We start from the raw sequence: 16,612 nt of genomic DNA, 5'->3' as shown, positions 1-16,612 counted from the left end.
CCCGGGCCCGCCCGTTCAACTGACGTGCACCACGGGCCTGCGTTCGGCGTCGGGCTCGTTCTCCCGAAGGATCTCCCGGGTGAACCCGGCGGTGCCTCCGTTGCCCAGCATCAGGAAGCGGAAGAAGGCCCGCACCGGCGACCGTTCGGACCAGGCGAAGTAACAGTGCGGGATCGTGCCGGTGGCGTCGCGCAGGCACAGCAGGACGGCCGCCAGGGCGTTGGGGACCGCCGGGCTGCTCACCCTCAGCACACGATGCCCGTGGATCCAGGTACCGCTCACACCGAGCGTCCCCTCGAAGTCCGAGGGGTGGTGGACCCGTACCTCGACGAACAGGGGCGGCACACGCAGCGACACCGGGTTGAGTCGGCGCTGCTCGGCCTCGGTGGCCGCGTACTCGTCCGCCTCGCCCGAACGCGGCCGATTCGCGAAGAGGAAGAGGCGTCCGTGACGCGCGGCCTCACGGACGAACCGCAGGGCGGTCGCGTCCAGATCCACCGAGTGCGCGCGCAGTTCGGTGCTGCGCAGAGCCCGGGAGATCAGGGAGACCGCGATGATCGCCACCACGAACAGCAGGGCGATGGCCAACCCGTCCGGCCTGGTGACGATGTTGTCCACCAGCGCGAACCCGAACACGAAGGTCAGGACCGCGAACCCGAGCGTGGCCCACCTCGCCCTCTTGCGGTGCACGATGACGGTCACCGCCACCGCCGCGGTCACCAGCATCGCCAGGATGCCGGTCGCGTAGGCGCCGGACTGGGCGTCCACCCCGGCGCCGAAGACGATCGTGATCACCATCGTCAGGGCCGTGTAGACCAGGACCACCGGTCGGACGGCGGTCCCCCAGGCCGGGGCCATCCCGTAGTGGGGCAGGTAGCGCGGAACGATGTTGATGAGTCCGGCCATCGCCGAGGCGCCCGCGAACCAGAGGATGAGGATCGTGGAGACGTCGTAGACGGTACCGAACCCCTGCCCGAGCAGGTCGTGCGCCAGGTAGGCCATGACGCGGTCGGCCGCCGGGCCGCCGGCCACCACGTCCTGGCGGGGGACCAGTACCCCGCTGACGAAGGTCGTCGCCAGCAGGTAGACGCTCATGATCACCGCCGCGGTGGTGAGGAGCCTGCGGGTGCTCGCGATCCGCGCCCGTAGCCGCTCCTCGGCGGTCTCCCCCTCCGCGCGCACCAGAGGCATCATGCTCACGCCGGTCTCGAACCCGGACAGCCCCAGGACCAGAAGCGGGAAGGCGAGCAGCACGACGGTGGTGGTCGACCAGAGACCGCCGTCCAACAGGCCGCCCTCCCACTGGGACAGGAGCCGCGGGTCGGCGGCGATGTGACCCAACGCCGCCACCACGACCACCAGGTTCAACGCGAGGAACAGCACGACCAGAGGGATCGCCAACCTCACGGCCTCCTTGAACCCCGCCAGGAACACCGCCCCCAGCAGGGCGAGGAGAACCAGGGTGACCGGCACCGGGTGCTCGGCCATCATCGCGGGCGTGTAGGGGTTGGCCGCCAGGTGGGCGGTGGCGTCGGCCGTGGACAGGGTGATGGTGATGATCCAGGAGGTCGCCACGAACCCGAGCAGACACAGGACCAGGAACTTGCCCCGCCACTCCGGCAACAGGTGCGCCAGCATCGCCACCGACCCCTGACCGTGCGGGCTGCGCTCGGCCACACGCCGATAGATCGGCAACATGCCGAACAGCGTCAGCAACACGATCAGCAGGGTGGCGATCGGGGAGAGGGCTCCGGCCGTGAGGATGGCGATGCTGGGGAGGTAGCTCAGCGTGGAGAAGTAGTCCACCCCGGTCAGGCACATGACCTTCCACCAGGCGTGCTGTCGCTCCGCCCGCGGGCGAGAGCCCGCGCCGCCCACGTCGTCGACCTGGTGCGCCGTCATCCACCGGGCCACCGGGGCCGACCACCGTCCGAGTCTGCGCCCCCGGCAGGGGACCTCCCAGTGGTAACCGTCCCGCGCGGCGTCCTGCTTCAACACGTCTCCCCCGACCGAACGTCCTCGCCCAAGTCTGCGTGGCCGAACGGTCGAAGGAGGGCAGGTCGTGGGCGTGTCGGTCCTTCCGGAGCGACCGGGAGGACCTCAGAGCGTCCCGGTCCTCTCCATCAGGGGCGCGATCCCGTCGAGGAGCCTTCGCATTCCGGGCTCGAACATCCCGTCGACGTCGGGTGGGCCGGACACACCGAACATGGTGGGATAGGCGCCCTGATCGGCGAGTCGATGAAGATCCGGCCCCCGGTGACACCACCACTGCGCGGCGTCCATGCCGATCTCGTGTTCCTCCAAGGCCACCCGGGTGGCCTGCAAGGCCATGCCGGAGGTGTAGGCGGACACGATGGTGAGGATCTCCAAGGCCTCGTCGGGCGTGTTGCCCTGAGCGACGATCACCCTCATCATCCACTCGGCGTTCCTCATGAGCCCGGGAGAGACGACACCGCCCGCCATCACGGTCAGCCGCGCCGCCCAGGGATGTCTGCGGTAGATCTCCCACTCGCCGAGCAGGGCCACCTCGAGCGCTCGCCGCCAATCATCGGGCGGGGGCTCGGGAAGAGCGTCGACCGTGTAGAGGTGGTCGACCATCTCCGTCAGCAGTTCTCCCTTGCTCGCGACGTGCCGGTACAGGGCCATGGTGCTGACCCGCAGCTCGGTCGAGACCCGACGCATGGACAGGCCTTCGATGCCCTCGTCGTCGGCGATGGCGATGGCGGCCCGCACGATGCCCTCGCGGGTCAGGTGCGGTTCGGGGTGGGGCCGACGTTCCGCGCCCGGGGTGGTACGCGATCGTCCCCTCGATCCTCCGTCTTCGGACGTCTCGGCCACGGGTCCGGCGGGGTCGGCGGGCACAGGGTCCGTCGTGGGTGCTCTTCGAACGACCGTCCCCACTCCGCGCACGGCCTCGACCCGCCCCTCTCGACGCAGGACGGTGAGCGCCTTGGTGGCGGTGGCCATGGCGACCCCCCATCGTCGGGTGATCTCCCTGGTCGAGGGCACCCGGTCCCCCGGTCGCAGCTCCCCCGTGTCGATACACGAGCGGATGTCGGCGACGATCCGCGCGTAGGGCGCGAGTCCCGATTCCGTGTCCTCGTTCATCGTCCTCCTCTCGGATCACACGACGAGAACCTCAAGTGTACTAGTGCACCACCCCTTGAAGAGCGTCGCGACACATGCGCCCCCTCCCCGCTCCACACCTGGACATCCCCAGAGAGCACTAGTGCACTTGCGAGGTTATTCCCGATTTTACAAAGGATTTCTATGAAGGGTGTTTCTTGTTTATTGTGTACGCACGAGGTACACCACCCACTGGCACCGCGTTCATCGACCCTGATCGCGTACACCGTTCCACCCACCCTCACCCACGACCGCCCGGAGTCCGCCATGTCCCAGACGTCCGCGTCCGTGCCCCGCGCACCGGACACCACGAACCGCCCGCTCCCCGCGGCCGACCGATCGCTCGCTCCGGACCTGGCGCGCGGGATCATGCTCCTGCTCATCGCGCTCGCCCACGCGCACCTGTTCACCGTGTTCATCGGCGGCGACGAGACCGCCCCCACCGTCCTCGACCGGATCGCCACCGGCGGCACCATCGTTTTCGTGGACCTGCGCGCGTACCCGATGTTCGCGGCGCTGTTCGGCTACGGCCTCGCCCAGATCCACCACCGTCGGACCGAACAGGGACACGAGTGGCGTCCGACCCGGGCCCTCCTACGTCGACGCGGCCTCTGGCTGATCGTCTTCGGGGTCGCCCACGCCGCGCTGCTCTTCTTCGGGGACATCCTGGCCGTCTACGGCATCGTGGCCCTGCTCTTCGTCGGGGTGCTGCGTCTCCGCGACCGGACCCTGGTGATCCTGGCGTCGCTCTGGCTGCCCTTGGCCGCGGCCGCCCACGCCCTGCTCGCCGCCGACGAGGCCATGAACGGCCAGGGGACGCCCCTGATGCCCGACGGGTTCGTGGACGAGCTCCTCTTCCGCCTGTCCTTCTACCCGTTCCTCATCGTGCTGATGTTCCTCAGCACCGTCGTGCCGTTCCTGATCGGGGTCCTCGCGGCCCGGCACCGGGTCCTGGAGAAGCCTCGTGAACACCTGCGCCTACTGCGCGCCGCCGCCTTCGTCGGCATCCCCCTGGCCGTCCTGGGCGGGGTCCCCCTGGCACTGACCAAGACCGGTGTGTGGACCGACGCCACACCACTGGACCTCCTCCTCATCACCCCGCTGCACCAGGTGACCGGTTACGCCGGAGGTCTGGGCTACGCGGCGCTCATCGCCCTGATCGCGGTCCACCTGAACGACCGGCGAGGGCGGGTGACCGACGCCCTGTCCGCCCTGGGGCAACGCTCCATGACCTTCTACCTGGCGCAGTCGGTGGTGTGGGCGGTGCTGTTCTCCTCCTACGCGCTCCACGTGCAGCTCACCTCCTCCGCCCTCGGCGTCGCCATCGCCGTGGCCGTATGGGGGGCCACCGTGCTACTGGCCGACCTCATGCGTCGTGGCGACCGACGCGGACCGGCCGAGACCGCCCTGCGCCGGCTCACCTACGGCCCCACCCGATAGGGGTCTCCGGGCCCGGGGGACCCCCGGGCCCGGAGCCGCTCAGGCCACCCCGTGCCGCTCGACCACCCCGTCGATCTCGGCCTGGAGGGCGTGTCGATGGGCCGTTCCGAGATAGGAGGCCTCGACCCCGTTACGGAGCAGCCGCACCAGCCCCTCGGCGCCCACAAGATCGTGGGCGAGCAGGTACTCGCCGGTCAGGTCGCTGCCGAACATCGTCGGGTCGTCACTGTTGAGCGTCACCGCCAGCCCCGCGTCGAGCATCGCGGGCAGGGGATGATCCTCGATCCGCTCCACCGCCCGGGTCCGGAGGTTGGAGGTGGGACTGACGTCCACCGGGATCCGCTCATCGACGAGGCGGGCCACCAGCTCCGGATCCCTCATGCTGTCGATCCCGTGCCCGATCCGCTCGGCGCGCAGCAGGTCCAGAGCCTCACGGACCCGTACCGGCCCACCGTGCTCCCCGGCGTGCGGCAGACTCGCCAGACCCGCCGCCCGGGCCCGCGCGAACACCTCGGTGTAGGGCTCCATCGGGGACTCGATCCCGCCCACCCCGAAACCCACCACGCTCGGCGGACCGTCCCGCAGCACGGCCTCCACCGTCGCCTCGGCCGCCTCCGGCCCGAAGTCGGAGGGGAAGTCGGGGATCCAGCGCAGCCGGATCCCGTGCTCACGCTCGGCCCTGATCCTGGCCTGCTCGATCCCGTCGAAGACGACCTTGGCCGGGACCCCGCGCATCAAGTGGGTGTACAGACTGACGTGGACCTCGGCGTAGCGGACGTTCTGCGCCGCCAGGCGCTCGGCGACGACCGAGGCCAACAGGGAGAAGTCGGCCTCCTCCCGCAGAGTGCGCACCGAGGCCAGGTACACCTCCACGAAATGCGGGAAGTCGGTGAAGACGTACCACTCCCTGAGTTTCTCCAGTGTGTCCGGCAGTTCGGTGACCTCGTGGCGCGCGGCCAGTTCGAAGAGGGTCTCGGCGGGCATCGAGCCCTCCAGGTGGACGTGGAGCTCCACCTTGGGCAGTTCGCGGACGAACGATTCGATGTCGTGGGCGGTCGCATGGCTGTTCATGGCGTGAGCGTACGCACGCGGAGACCGATTCCCGACCCCTCGCGGCTCGACCTCACACCGATCCGTCAGAAAGCCCCCACCAGGGCGGAGAGAGAAGGGCCGGTGGTCCGGGCGGACCGGACCACCGGCCCGGCTTCAGACCGACGGGGTCCCCCCGTTCACCCTCCTGGGCACACCGAGCGGGTTGGCGTCCCGCAACTCGGCCGGTAGCAGGGCCTCCGGCACCGCCTGATAGGTGACCGGACGCAGGAACCGACGGATCGCGGTCGAGCCCACCGAGGTGTGGGTCGAGGCCGTCGTCGCCGGGTAGGGGCCGCCGTGGGTCATCGCGTGCGTGACCGCCACCCCGGTCGGCCAACCGTTCCAGATCACCCGACCCGCCACCGAGGCGCCCAAGGCCAACAGCGCCGGGGCCATCGGATCGTCCTCCTCGCCATGGACGGTCACCGTCAACTGGCCGTGCAGGACACCGCCCACCTCCAGAAGACGCCGCTCGTCCGGGTAGGAGACCACGAGCGTGGCCGGGCCGAAACACTCGTTCAGCAACTCCTCGGAGTGCTCCAACAGGGAGTCCAGGTCCGTGCTCAACAGGCTCGGCGTCCACCCCTCCTCGGTCCGCACGCCCTGGACCAGGACCTTCGTGGCGGGATGGGCGGCCAACGCGTCCAACCCTCGGGCGAACCCGTCGGCCACCCGGTCGTTGAGCAGCGGAGCCGCCGCGCGCGCCTCGAAGTCGGCCACCAGGGACCCCGTCTCGGCCCCCTCCGGCAGGAAGACGACCCCCGGCTTGGTACAGAACTGACCCGACCCCGACGTGGCCGAAGCGGCGTACTCCTCCAGGATCCGCGCACCGCGCCCGGCCATCGCCGCCCGGGTCACGAAGACGGGGTTGACGCTGCCGAGCTCCCCGTAGAACGGGATCGGATCGGGGCGCGAGACCGCCAGATCGTACAGGGCACGGCCGCCGGGGATGGAACCGGTGAAGCCGACCGCGCGCGTATTCGGGTGGAGCACCGCGGAGCGCCCCGCCTCGAACCCGCTCACCAGGGCGAACACACCCTCGGGTGCCCCCGCCTCGGCGAGGGCCTCCACGACGATGTCCGTGGTGAGCCGGGCCAGTTCCGGATGGCCGGGGTGGGCCTTGACCACGACGGGACAGCCGGCCGCCAGGGCGGAGGCGCTGTCACCCCCGGCGGTGGAAAAGGCGAAGGGGAAGTTGCTCGCCCCGAACACCACCACGGGGCCCAGGGGCACGAGCAACCGGCGCACGTCGGGGCGGGGCGTCCCCCACTCCGGATCGGCCGGATCGACCATGACCTCCAGGTACCCGCCGTCCTCCAGCACGTCGGCGAACAGGCGCAGCTGGAAGGTGGTGCGGCCCAGCTCGCTCCGACAACGTGTCTCGGGATAGTGCGCCTCGGCCATGGCCACGGGGACCAGCCGATCGGCCGCGCCGTCCAAGGCGTCGGCCACCGAACGCAACATCCGGGCCCGGTCGGCGGGTGCGGTCGACGCGAGGAGCGGCGCCGCCTCGGCCGCGCGTCGCAGGACGGAGTCGAGTTCCTCCATCGTCGTCTCGGACGTCTCATCGGTCATGCCGGAACCTCCAGGGGGTGGGTACGACGACGCGGTACGGCACCACGATGCCACGGGCATCGAAGAAGCGCACGGGGGCGAACGTTCGGTGAGCGACGATGCGGTCACACACCGCGACGCCCTGGAGAAACCCGACAAAAGAGGGCGGTGGATACCTCTCCAACCGGTTTCACCTGCACGAACACCGACCAAGAGAGAAGACGACCATGCTTTCCGGAGGCCGCTCGAACGAAACTCGAATTTCCCGGAACCAGGTGATTCCGGAAAGGCATCATAGGTGGTGTGACGACGAATTCCCGAAGCTCAGCACCCCCCCGCGCGCGACGGTCCCCCGAGTCGGAGAAGGGGACCTCCACACGGCGCGAGAGCCGTGGACCAGACAGAGTCGCCCACGACGATCTCGCGTTCGCGCAAGCCCCTCTACGCAGGCTGCCGGCACAGCAACGCAGCATGGTCCGCGTGCAGCGCATGCTCGACTGCTGCGCCGAACTCCTCGACGAGGTCGGCTACGACAACCTGTCCACCACGCGGATCGCGGAACGGGCCGGCGTGGCCATCGGTTCCGTCTACCAGTTCTTCCCGGACAAGAAGGCGATCACCCAGGCCTTGGGCCTGCGCTTTCTCGACCAGTTCGGCACCAGGGTCACCGAACGCCTCGCCGACGTCTCCTTCACCCACTGGACCGTCGCCGTCGACGCGATCATCGACGAGTACATCGACATGCACCGGAACGTCCCGGGCTTTCGCAGCCTGCACTTCGGCGACATCGTCGACCAACGGCTGCTCAACGGAGGCAGCGACAACAACCGGGTCATCTCGGAGCGACTGCGCAAGATCATCGTCTCCTCCGCGGAGATCTCGGACGACGAGGGACTCGACCGCGCCATCCACGTCTCCGTGGAGGCCGCCGACGCCGTCCTCAAACTGGCCTTCCGCGGCAACCCCGAAGGGGACCCCGACCTGATCCACGAGGCCAAGCGCCTGGTCAGCGGCTACCTGTCCCAGTTCTCCGAGCAGGAGGGGAGCGACCATCCGTGGTAGACCAGGCGAGAACCCTCGCGGCGCCCCGCACCGGCACCGCCGCGGGCGTCCCCTACCTCGTCCTGCCCCCGGCCGCCCCCACCGAGGCCCCGGCGCCCCTCGTCATCGGACTGCACGCCTTCGAACCGCCCCGGAGCGAGGCCGCCCTCGCCGGGACGGTCCCCATGGCCTCGTTACCGGCCTGGCGGGTCTACCTGGGTCTGCCCCTGTTCGGAGCACGCCTGCCCCCCGGCGGCGTGGCCGAGGTCAACGGGCTCGGTGAACGCGACTACCTCACCGAACTCTTCGGCCCCGTGGTCGAGCGGGCCGCCGCCGAACTGGGCGAGGTCGAGAAAGAGCTCCGGTCCGCCCTTCCCGTGACCGACGCCCCCACAGGCCTGGTCGGCGTGGGCGCCGGAGCCACCGCGGTCCTTCTCGCCCTGGCCGAGAGACGGATGCCGGTGGGCGCCGCCGCCGTGATCAACCCGATCGTCGATCCGGCCCTCTTGATGGCCGCACGCGAACGACGCACCGGTGTCCCCTACCCATGGACACCGCGGGCCCGGGGCGCCCACGAACGGCTGCACCTGATCGCACGGGCCGAGGAGCTCTCCCCGGGCTCCACGCCCCTGCTCGTGATCAACGGCGGCCGGGACGAGGTCGCCCCGCCCCGTTCGGGCCGGGCCCTCCACGATCGGCTCGCCCATCAGGACGGAGAACATGCGCTCCGTCACATCGTCGTACCGGACCTGGCGCATTCGATCGGCCCCGAACCGGGCCTCGAACCCGGACCGATCACTCCGGCGGGGGTCCTCACCGACCGGGCGCTGACAGAATGGTTCCATAGGAACCTGACCGTTTCCTCCCAGGTCCGCACGGACCCCGGAGGATGAGCGCTCCCCCTCGGTGTCCGGGCGAACCCGGAAGGGCCGGGGTCACCGCGCGTTCACCCAAGGGACCTCGCCGCCTTCTCTCTCAGGTCGGTCGCCGGTCGCCGACGCGACAGGCGGCGCGTGTTCCATGGGATCATCCAGTGGCGACCGCGCCCAGCGGTCCCACCTGATCCGTTCATCCTTCAGGAGGGCGAACCACGTGACGGAACCGGCACCGGTCTTTGCCAGCGGGGTCGACAACGAACGGTTGAACGCGCAACTGCGCTTCATCCTGGAAGTGGACAAACTCAAGCGCGTCCTACGGCAGAACCTGCTGGTGGACGGCTCCCGCCGGGAGAACTCCGCCGAACACTCCTGGCATCTGGCCCTCTCCGCCCGTACCTTCGCCGAGTACGCGCCCGAGGGCACCGACATCGAACGCGTCACCGAGATGCTCCTCATCCACGACATCGTGGAGATCGACGCCGGCGACACCTTCGTCTACGACCAGCGCGACTCCGAGTCCCAGGCCGAGCGCGAGCGCGCCGCCGCCGACCGACTCTTCCCGCTGCTCCCCGAGGACCAGGCCCTGCGTGCCCGCGAACTGTGGGACGAGTTCGAGGCCAGGACCACCCCCGAGGCACGCTTCGCCCGGGCGATCGACCGCCTCTCCCCCATGCTCGCCAACTGGCACAACGAGGGAGGCACCTGGGTGCGCTTCGGGATCACCCGCGCCGAGGTCATGGCGAAGGTGAAGCTCATCACGGAGGGCTCCGAGGCGCTCGGCGCGTACGCGACCGCCTTGATCGACGACGCCACCCGACGCGGCTACCTCGGCGCCTGAACCCGGCGGCGGACCTCGGTCAGACCCGGCCCATGAGGAGCTGGATCGCGGCGGTCAGCCCCACCAGCACCAGGCACACCCGCAACGCCGTGGGGCTGAGCCTGCGCCCGAAGTGGGCGCCCAGATAACCCCCGATGATCGTCCCGGCCATGATCAACCCGACCACCGCCCACGCGGGCGAGGCCAGCACGATGTAGAACACGGCGGCCGTGCTGTTGGCGATGGTGGTGAGCGCGTTCTTCAGGGCGTTGAGCCGCTGGAGATCCTCGTCCAGGGTCGCGCCCAGGAGACTGATCAGCAGGATCCCCTGCGCGGCGGCGAAGTACCCGCCGTAGGTGCCCGTGACATAGGCGCCCACCGGCATCCAGGGGCCGCCGTCCTTGGAGGCGGGCCTACGCGACCTGGCCCACCTGGTGATCCGGGGTTGGAGCACGATCAGGACACAGGCGGCGCCGATCATGAACGGCACCACCGCCTCGAAGACCCCCGGCGGCAGATAGATGAGCAACATCGCGCCGGTGATCGCGCCGATGAAGGACATGCCGCCGAACCGGATCAGCCGGGAACGCTGTCCGACCAGCTCCCGCCGATAGGCGATGGTCCCGCTGAGCGAACCGGGAGCGAGGCCGATGCTGTTGGAGACGGTCGCGGTGATGGGCGGATAGCCGAGCGCCAGCAGCACGGGAAAGGTGAACAGGGTCCCCGACCCCGCGATCGCGTTGATACCGCCAGCGGCGATCCCCGCGAGAAGGATGGCCGCGGCCTCCCAGAGTTCCATCGCGTCGCTTTCCGTTCAGCCGCTACCCCGACCGTCGAGGGCCCGAACAGACTACGAGACACGATCATCCGGTGATCGGCTCGGGGGCGCGTTGTCGGAGCCGGACGCACGAGGGCCCGCCGTGCGGAACACGGCGGGCCCTCGACGTTCTCGTCCGGGTCAGGTCGGAAGCCTGACGACCTCGCTCTGGATGCGTTCGAAGGCGCTGCTCACGCCCTGAAGGGCCTGGCCCATCTCGGCCGGGACGATCCACACCTTGTTGGCGTCGCCCTTGGCGATCTCCGGAAGCTTCTGGAGGTACTGGTAGGCCAGCACGTCCGGGTCGACCCGGCTGGTGTGCAGGGCCTTGAAGACCATGTGGATGGCGTCGGCCTCACCACGGGCCCGCAGGGTCTGGGCGTCGGCGTCCGCCTTGGCGGTGAGCATCTGCGCCTCGGCGTTACCCTTGGCCCTCAGCACGGAGGAGGAACGCTCACCCTCGGCCCGCAGCACCGCGGCCTGCTTCTCGCCCTCGGCACTGAGGAGCTGCGCGCGCTTCTCCCGATCGGCGCGCATCTGCATCTCCATCGCCTCCTGCACGGAGGACGGCGGCTCGATGCCCTTGAGCTCGATACGGCTGATCTCGATGCCCCAGTCCCGCGTCGCCTCGTCCAGGACGGACTTGAGCTCGCGGTTGATCTGGTCACGCGAGGTGAGCGTGCCCTCCAGGTTCATGCCACCGATGACGTTGCGCAGGGTGGCCAGGGTGAGCTGTTCGACGGCCTGGATGAAGTTGGCGACCTCATAGGTGGCCCGGTAGGCGTCGGCGACCCTTATATACACGGCGGAGTCGACCTCGACCGCGAGGTTGTCCTCGGTGATGGCCGACTGCGGCGGGAAGCTGACCACCTGGACACGGCGGTCGATCCGCTCTCGAACCTGGTCGACCCCGGGGATCACGATGTTGAAACCGGAGCTGAGCGTGCGGTGGAACTTACCGAAACGCTCGACCACGTCCTCCATCGAGTGCGGGACGATACGCACGCTGCGCCAGAAAATGATGAGAAGGACGGCGACGAAGAGTGCGACGATGATGATGGAGGTCATATTTACCGGCCCCCTCCGGCGTCGGACCGGGTGGCGTTGTTCAGTGGCGGCATCTGCGGCGGCTCCGGATCTCCTGACGGGGGTGACAGGCAGCATGGGAGCGGACCCGCTCCAGCGATCCGCGTCGGGCGCGCCGAAATAGAGCGATCCGCTCACTGAACGTCGACGCTACCCCATACCCATCCGGGTCGACCACATCCGGACGGAAATAGGATTTACGGACAATAATTTTCTGTCATAAATGCATCCCCAATCACTTTCGTCACATGAGTACCGCCCCGGTACCAGAGGTACACGGAGCGGAACACGAGACGAACGGGGAATCAGATAGCCCGGGCCGTCCAACGATCACCATCACGCTCGATCTTCAACGGAAGCCCGAAAGTCTCACTCAGGTACTCGGCGGTCATCACCTCACCCAGAGGACCCGCCTTCACCACACGCCCCTCACGAAGCAGCAGACCGTGGGTGAAGCCCGGGGGGATCTCCTCCACGTGATGAGAGACCACCACCAGCGCCGGAGCCACATCGCTCATCGCCAGCTTGCCCATCCGGCGCACCAGGTCCTCACGCCCGCCCAGGTCCAACCCGGCCGCCGGCTCGTCGAGGAGCAGCAACTCCGGATCGGACATCAGCGCACGGGCGATCAGGACCCGTTTGCGCTCCCCCTCGGAGAGCGTGTGGAAGGAACGATCCGCCAGATCGCCGACGCCCCAGTGCCCCAGCAGGGCCCGGGCACGGCCGTAGTCGGGGACCCCGTACTCCTCCCGGAAACGGCCCAGATAGCCGTAGGCGGCGCTGAGGACCAGATCGAGGACCGGGGTGTCCTCCTCGATCCGCGAGGACACCGAGGCACCCGCGTAACCGATCAGCGGACGCAGCTCGAACACGTCGACCCCGCCGAGCCGCTCCCCCAGGATCTCCACACCGCCCGCGGTGGGATACGTCTGGCTGGAGGCCACGTTCAACAGAGTGGTCTTCCCCGCGCCGTTGGGGCCCAGGATCACCCAGCGCTCCCCCTCCAGCACCGACCAGTCCACGCCGTCCAGCAGGTGGCCCCCGCCACGTCGTACCGTGACCCCGTTCAGGCCCAGAACACGCCCGTCCATCATCCTCCTTCGCTCACGTCCCACGCCGGTGCACGGGCCGCCCTACCCTGAAGCAATGCAATCAACGTCCGCACCGCTCGTCGCCTGGGGCAACGCCTGGCTGTCGGGACACGTCGGGTTGGACGACGCCGTCGACGCCGTCGAACGCAGGGGCGGCCCCAACCTGATCGGGACAGTACCCCCGGGAGACCTGCCCTTCGACAGCGACGTACCGCTGCGCGGCGCGCTGGTACGCCTTCGTGGTCTGGGGTTGTCCGCGTTCCGGTTGGCACTGCCCACCTGGGGTGACCCTTGCGGCCTGGTCGGCCCGGCCGAGCTCAACCAGGCCGCCATCGAGGCTCAGGAGGGGGTACTGGTGCAGTTGTCCGACCGACAGGTGGGACTCGTACCCTCCGCCGACCGGCGTGGTTCATCCTATGTCGGTGTCTCCTGGACCCCATATCCGGCGAACAACGTCACACCCCGAGTGCCCGATCTGCCCGAAGCGGAACGTCGACTGAAACTCACCCTCATGGAGACCGCCGAACGCCTCCAGGGAGTGGACGACATCGCCTCCTTCGGGCCGGCCGTCCACCGGGCCCTGGACGACCTCGGCGACATGGGAACCCCGCCACTCGCCCACGGGTACCCGCCCCGGGCCCATCGGGTCGCCGCCCAGGCCGAACGACTGGCCCGCGTGCTGCGGCTCGCCGAACCCGGCCGGGGGCGCGGCGTGAGCGCGCACCAGATGGGCCTGAGAGACGCCGCCCTACGTGAACTGGACGCGAGCGTGCGTCGCGCCCTCATCGCCGCCCACGCCGCCATCGCGCTCCCCTGAGAGCGCTCCCGACCGGCGACCCGCCCCCGCGTCCCTCGTGAGCCGGAAGAAGGGTCTGGCCCCCGAGGGCACCGGGTGGGACCCTGGTATCGAGCGCGGGGAGTCTCCGGGATGAACCAGGGGCGACACCTGATCCCGAACCACGCCCCCACGTCGATACTTGGGTGTGAGACCTTTCATGGTCGACCCACCGAGGAGGAGAGCCGTCATCATGCAACCCGAGCACATCCGAGCTTCCGACGCGGACCGGGACCAGGTTGCCGAACGGCTCCGGGAGGCCCTGGCCGAGGGGCGCCTCACCCCCGTCGAACACGAGGAACGACTGGACACCCTCTACCGGGCCAAGACCATCGGCGAACTCGCGCCCATCGTGTCCGATCTGCCCTCGCCCGGCGCCCCCGGACCCGTACCGGGATACGGCGGCACGGACCGCTCCGACGGCCCCGACGGCATGGAGATCCTCGGCAGTGACGCCCGTGACCTGGCCGGACAGAGCAAGGGGTCGGAGAACCTCGTGGCGGTGTTCGGCGGAGCCGAGCGCCGTGGCCGCTGGCTGGTCGAACCGCGCACCAACGTGTCGGTGCTCTGCGGCGGGGTCGAACTGGACCTGCGCGAGGCGGTGCTGAGCCGCCACGAGGTGACCATCCAGCTCGCGGTGATCATGGGCGGGGTCGACATCACCGTGCCGCACGGCGTCCGGGTGATCAACAACACGTCGGCGATTCTGGGGGGTGCCGATCTGCACGGAACGGACCAGGTCACCGACCCGAACGCCCCCGTCGTACATCTGACCGGATCCTGCATGCTGGGCGGGGTCGACGTCAAGGCCAAGAAGTCGAAGAAGAAGCGCAAGGACCGTCGCGAGAAGTGACCCACGCCTCCCGATCGACCGTCCACATGCTGGACTAGCTGGGCAAACTCCGCCCCCTCGACATCATTCGCACACCGCGGCCGAGTACCGTGGAGTATGCCATGAGTGATGAATCCACGTTGTTGGTAACGATGACCGGGCACGACCGCCCGGGCATCAGCGCACGTCTTCTGAGCACGCTCTCCGTCTTTCCGGTGACCATCGTCGACCTGGAGCAGGTCGTCCTCGGTGGCCGCCTCGTCCTGGGCGCCGTTCTCGAAGTGGACGAACGGGTCGCCCCGGGGGTGAGTCACCGGCGGGTCTACGAAGAGGTCCGCTCGGCCCTCGACAAGACCGCGATCGACCTCGAGATGGACGTCGAGTACGCGGACGGCAACGGGCGTGTCAACGCCTCCGGAGAGGAACGGCTGCACGTCACCGTGCTGGCCTCTCCACTGCGACCGGGGGCTCTCGGCGCCATCGCCTCGTGCGTGGCCCGCTCCGGCGCGAACATCGACCGGATCGAACGACTCTCCGCCTACCCGGTGACCTCCGTCGAGATGGAGATCTCCGGCGGCAACGCCGACCAGCTCCGGGCCGAACTGGCCATGGAGTCCGCCACCCAGGGTGTGGACGTCGCCGTTCAGGCCGGTGGCCTGCACCGGCGTAGCAAGCACCTGGTGATCATGGACGTGGACTCCACCCTGATCCAGGGCGAGGTCATCGAACTCCTGGCCGCGCACGCCGGCTGCGAGGACGAGGTCGCCAAGGTCACCGAGGAGGCCATGCGCGGCGAGTTGGACTTCGAGGAGTCCCTCCGCCGACGGGTGGCCCTCCTGAAGGGACTGGACGCCTCCGCCATCGAGAAGGTCCGCGACGAGATCCGGTTGACGCCGGGAGCCCGCACCCTCGTGCGCACCCTCAAGCACCTGGGTTACGAGTGCGGGATCGTCAGCGGGGGCTTCACCCAGATCACCGACGTCCTGGTGGAACGTCTCGGGCTGGACTACTCCGCGGCCAACACCCTGGAGGTCGTCGACGGCGTCCTGACCGGTGAACTGGTCGGCCCCATCATCGACCGCAAGGGCAAGGCCATCACGCTCCGGGACTTCGCCGAACAGGCCGGGGTCCCACTGAACCAGACCGTCGCCATCGGCGATGGAGCCAACGACCTGGACATGCTCCAGACCGCGGGTCTGGGCGTGGCCTTCAACGCCAAACCGGTGGTCCGCGAGCAGGCGGACACCTCCGTGAACGTGCCCTACCTGGACACGATCGCCTTCATCCTGGGCATCACCCGCGAGGAGATCGAAGCGGCCGACCTGCACGGCTGAGAACCGCCCCGGCAGGGGCGGGAGCCCGACCGACCACCCAGGCCTCTGGAGAGGGACAGCCTCTTCCAGGGGCCTTCGTCCATCCGGAGAACACGGTCATCCAGGGAACACGGTGCCGTCGAATCGACCTTCGGGCACAAAAAAAGGGGGGGGCACCCCAAGGCACCCCCCAACACACAAAAAAGAAAGGGACACCCCCACAACAGGGGCGCCCCTTCCTCCAAGAAAAACCGTGGCAGCGACCTACTCTCCCACCCCACCACAGGGCAGTACCATCAGCGCAAAGAGACTTAACGACCGGGTTCGGAATGAGACCGGGTGTGACCCTCCAGCAATAACCACCACGGAAACCAACCCCCACACCCCAGACCACCCACCAGGCAACCAGGACACGGGGAAAAATCCGTGAAAAATGTGCGCGAACATCCAATTATCTGCAGCGGACAAGCCCTCGGCCTATTAGTACCGGTCAGCTCCACCCCTCACAAGGCTTCCACACCCGGCCTATCAACCCCGTCGTCTACAGGGAGCCTTACCCTCTCAAAGGAGGCAGGAGACCTCATCTCGAAGCAGGCTTCCCGCTTAGATGCTTTCAGCGGTTATCCCTCCCGAACGTAGCCAACCAGCCATGCCCTTGGCAGGACAACTGGCACACCAGAGGTTCGTCCG

Annotated in this window: 14 protein-coding genes and 2 rRNA genes; 7 read left to right on the top strand and 9 right to left on the bottom strand. The window is 68.8% G+C overall.

Features of this window, described 5'->3' with window-relative positions; all coding sequences use genetic code 11:
* Positions 1–15: 15 nt before the first annotated feature.
* Together TR33_RS24685 and TR33_RS24680 are read right to left on the bottom strand one after the other, a co-directional pair.
* Positions 16–1,998: an APC family permease gene (locus tag TR33_RS24685; protein WP_017532970.1), complete on the bottom strand. Its 1,983-nt coding sequence runs from the start codon at positions 1,996–1,998 to the stop codon at positions 16–18.
* 102 nt (positions 1,999–2,100) lie between these two features.
* On the bottom strand, positions 2,101–3,108 hold the full coding sequence (locus TR33_RS24680) for a TetR/AcrR family transcriptional regulator C-terminal domain-containing protein (RefSeq protein ID WP_042285799.1): 1,008 nt from the start codon (positions 3,106–3,108) through the stop codon (positions 2,101–2,103).
* 285 nt (positions 3,109–3,393) lie between these two features.
* Between TR33_RS24680 and TR33_RS24675 the strand changes: the two genes are divergently transcribed.
* A complete protein-coding gene (locus TR33_RS24675) occupies positions 3,394–4,566 on the top strand; it encodes a DUF418 domain-containing protein (RefSeq protein ID WP_234305957.1) in 1,173 nt (390 codons plus the stop codon).
* 39 nt (positions 4,567–4,605) lie between these two features.
* On the opposite strand, the gene add is transcribed toward TR33_RS24675, so the two are convergent.
* Positions 4,606–5,637, bottom strand: coding sequence for an adenosine deaminase (gene add / locus TR33_RS24670; RefSeq protein WP_042285795.1), 1,032 nt, complete (start codon positions 5,635–5,637; stop codon positions 4,606–4,608).
* A 135-nt stretch (positions 5,638–5,772) separates the two neighbouring features.
* A complete protein-coding gene (locus TR33_RS24665; protein WP_042285793.1) occupies positions 5,773–7,233 on the bottom strand; it encodes an aldehyde dehydrogenase (NADP(+)) in 1,461 nt (486 codons plus the stop codon).
* A gap of 450 nt (positions 7,234–7,683) precedes the next feature.
* Here TR33_RS24665 and TR33_RS24660 point away from each other — a divergent pair, with 450 nt between their 5' ends.
* From TR33_RS24660 to TR33_RS24650, 3 genes are all read left to right on the top strand, one after another.
* Positions 7,684–8,274 (top strand): TetR/AcrR family transcriptional regulator, encoded by a 591-nt coding sequence (locus TR33_RS24660; protein ID WP_017532965.1) that lies wholly within the window; start codon positions 7,684–7,686, stop codon positions 8,272–8,274.
* Entirely contained in the window at positions 8,268–9,146 is an 879-nt protein-coding gene (locus TR33_RS24655) for an alpha/beta hydrolase family protein (protein ID WP_042285791.1), read from the top strand. The genes TR33_RS24660 and TR33_RS24655 overlap by 7 nt, the downstream gene beginning before the upstream one ends.
* 199 nt (positions 9,147–9,345) lie before the next feature.
* The gene (locus TR33_RS24650; protein ID WP_014912646.1) at positions 9,346–9,969 is read left to right on the top strand and encodes an HD domain-containing protein; all 624 of its coding nucleotides are present in this window, start codon (positions 9,346–9,348) and stop codon (positions 9,967–9,969) included.
* A 19-nt stretch (positions 9,970–9,988) separates the two neighbouring features.
* On the opposite strand, the gene TR33_RS24645 is transcribed toward TR33_RS24650, so the two are convergent.
* From TR33_RS24645 to TR33_RS24635, 3 genes are all read right to left on the bottom strand, one after another.
* A complete protein-coding gene (locus TR33_RS24645; protein ID WP_014911264.1) occupies positions 9,989–10,747 on the bottom strand; it encodes a sulfite exporter TauE/SafE family protein in 759 nt (252 codons plus the stop codon).
* A 159-nt stretch (positions 10,748–10,906) separates the two neighbouring features.
* Positions 10,907–11,833 (bottom strand): SPFH domain-containing protein, encoded by a 927-nt coding sequence (locus TR33_RS24640; protein ID WP_014913130.1) that lies wholly within the window; start codon positions 11,831–11,833, stop codon positions 10,907–10,909.
* A gap of 323 nt (positions 11,834–12,156) precedes the next feature.
* Positions 12,157–12,942 carry an ABC transporter ATP-binding protein gene (locus TR33_RS24635; protein WP_014911100.1) on the bottom strand — a complete coding sequence of 262 codons (786 nt, stop codon included), beginning with the start codon at positions 12,940–12,942 and terminating at the stop codon, positions 12,157–12,159.
* A 55-nt stretch (positions 12,943–12,997) separates the two neighbouring features.
* On the opposite strand from TR33_RS24635, the gene TR33_RS24630 reads away from it, so the two are divergent.
* From TR33_RS24630 to serB, 3 genes are all read left to right on the top strand, one after another.
* Positions 12,998–13,759 (top strand): Rv1486c family protein, encoded by a 762-nt coding sequence (locus TR33_RS24630; protein WP_017532963.1) that lies wholly within the window; start codon positions 12,998–13,000, stop codon positions 13,757–13,759.
* A 211-nt stretch (positions 13,760–13,970) separates the two neighbouring features.
* On the top strand, positions 13,971–14,630 hold the full coding sequence (locus TR33_RS24625; RefSeq protein WP_014908908.1) for a DUF1707 SHOCT-like domain-containing protein: 660 nt from the start codon (positions 13,971–13,973) through the stop codon (positions 14,628–14,630).
* A 101-nt stretch (positions 14,631–14,731) separates the two neighbouring features.
* Positions 14,732–15,943: a phosphoserine phosphatase SerB gene (gene serB / locus TR33_RS24620; RefSeq protein WP_014912366.1), complete on the top strand. Its 1,212-nt coding sequence runs from the start codon at positions 14,732–14,734 to the stop codon at positions 15,941–15,943.
* A 230-nt stretch (positions 15,944–16,173) separates the two neighbouring features.
* Here serB and rrf read toward each other — a convergent pair.
* Together rrf and TR33_RS24610 are read right to left on the bottom strand one after the other, a co-directional pair.
* Positions 16,174–16,289 (bottom strand): 5S ribosomal RNA (gene rrf, locus TR33_RS24615).
* Positions 16,290–16,382: 93 nt separating this feature from the next.
* Positions 16,383–16,612, bottom strand: a 23S ribosomal RNA gene (locus TR33_RS24610); the annotation flags it as partial.

This window comes from Nocardiopsis alba, from assembly GCF_000710955.1.
Taxonomy (GTDB): domain Bacteria; phylum Actinomycetota; class Actinomycetes; order Streptosporangiales; family Streptosporangiaceae; genus Nocardiopsis; species Nocardiopsis alba.
This window is presented reverse-complemented; position numbering and strand designations above follow the sequence as displayed.

Coding starts and splice junctions, on each gene's coding strand:
- TR33_RS24635 (WP_014911100.1), bottom strand. CDS start 12,942: ATGGACGGGCGTGTTCTGGGCCTGAACGGGGTCACGGTACGACGTGGC.
- TR33_RS24645 (WP_014911264.1), bottom strand. CDS start 10,747: ATGGAACTCTGGGAGGCCGCGGCCATCCTTCTCGCGGGGATCGCCGCT.
- TR33_RS24675 (WP_234305957.1), top strand. CDS start 3,394: ATGTCCCAGACGTCCGCGTCCGTGCCCCGCGCACCGGACACCACGAAC.
- serB (WP_014912366.1), top strand. CDS start 14,732: ATGAGTGATGAATCCACGTTGTTGGTAACGATGACCGGGCACGACCGC.
- TR33_RS24630 (WP_017532963.1), top strand. CDS start 12,998: ATGCAATCAACGTCCGCACCGCTCGTCGCCTGGGGCAACGCCTGGCTG.
- TR33_RS24660 (WP_017532965.1), top strand. CDS start 7,684: ATGGTCCGCGTGCAGCGCATGCTCGACTGCTGCGCCGAACTCCTCGAC.
- add (WP_042285795.1), bottom strand. CDS start 5,637: ATGAACAGCCATGCGACCGCCCACGACATCGAATCGTTCGTCCGCGAA.
- TR33_RS24665 (WP_042285793.1), bottom strand. CDS start 7,233: ATGACCGATGAGACGTCCGAGACGACGATGGAGGAACTCGACTCCGTC.
- TR33_RS24640 (WP_014913130.1), bottom strand. CDS start 11,833: ATGACCTCCATCATCATCGTCGCACTCTTCGTCGCCGTCCTTCTCATC.
- TR33_RS24680 (WP_042285799.1), bottom strand. CDS start 3,108: ATGAACGAGGACACGGAATCGGGACTCGCGCCCTACGCGCGGATCGTC.
- TR33_RS24625 (WP_014908908.1), top strand. CDS start 13,971: ATGCAACCCGAGCACATCCGAGCTTCCGACGCGGACCGGGACCAGGTT.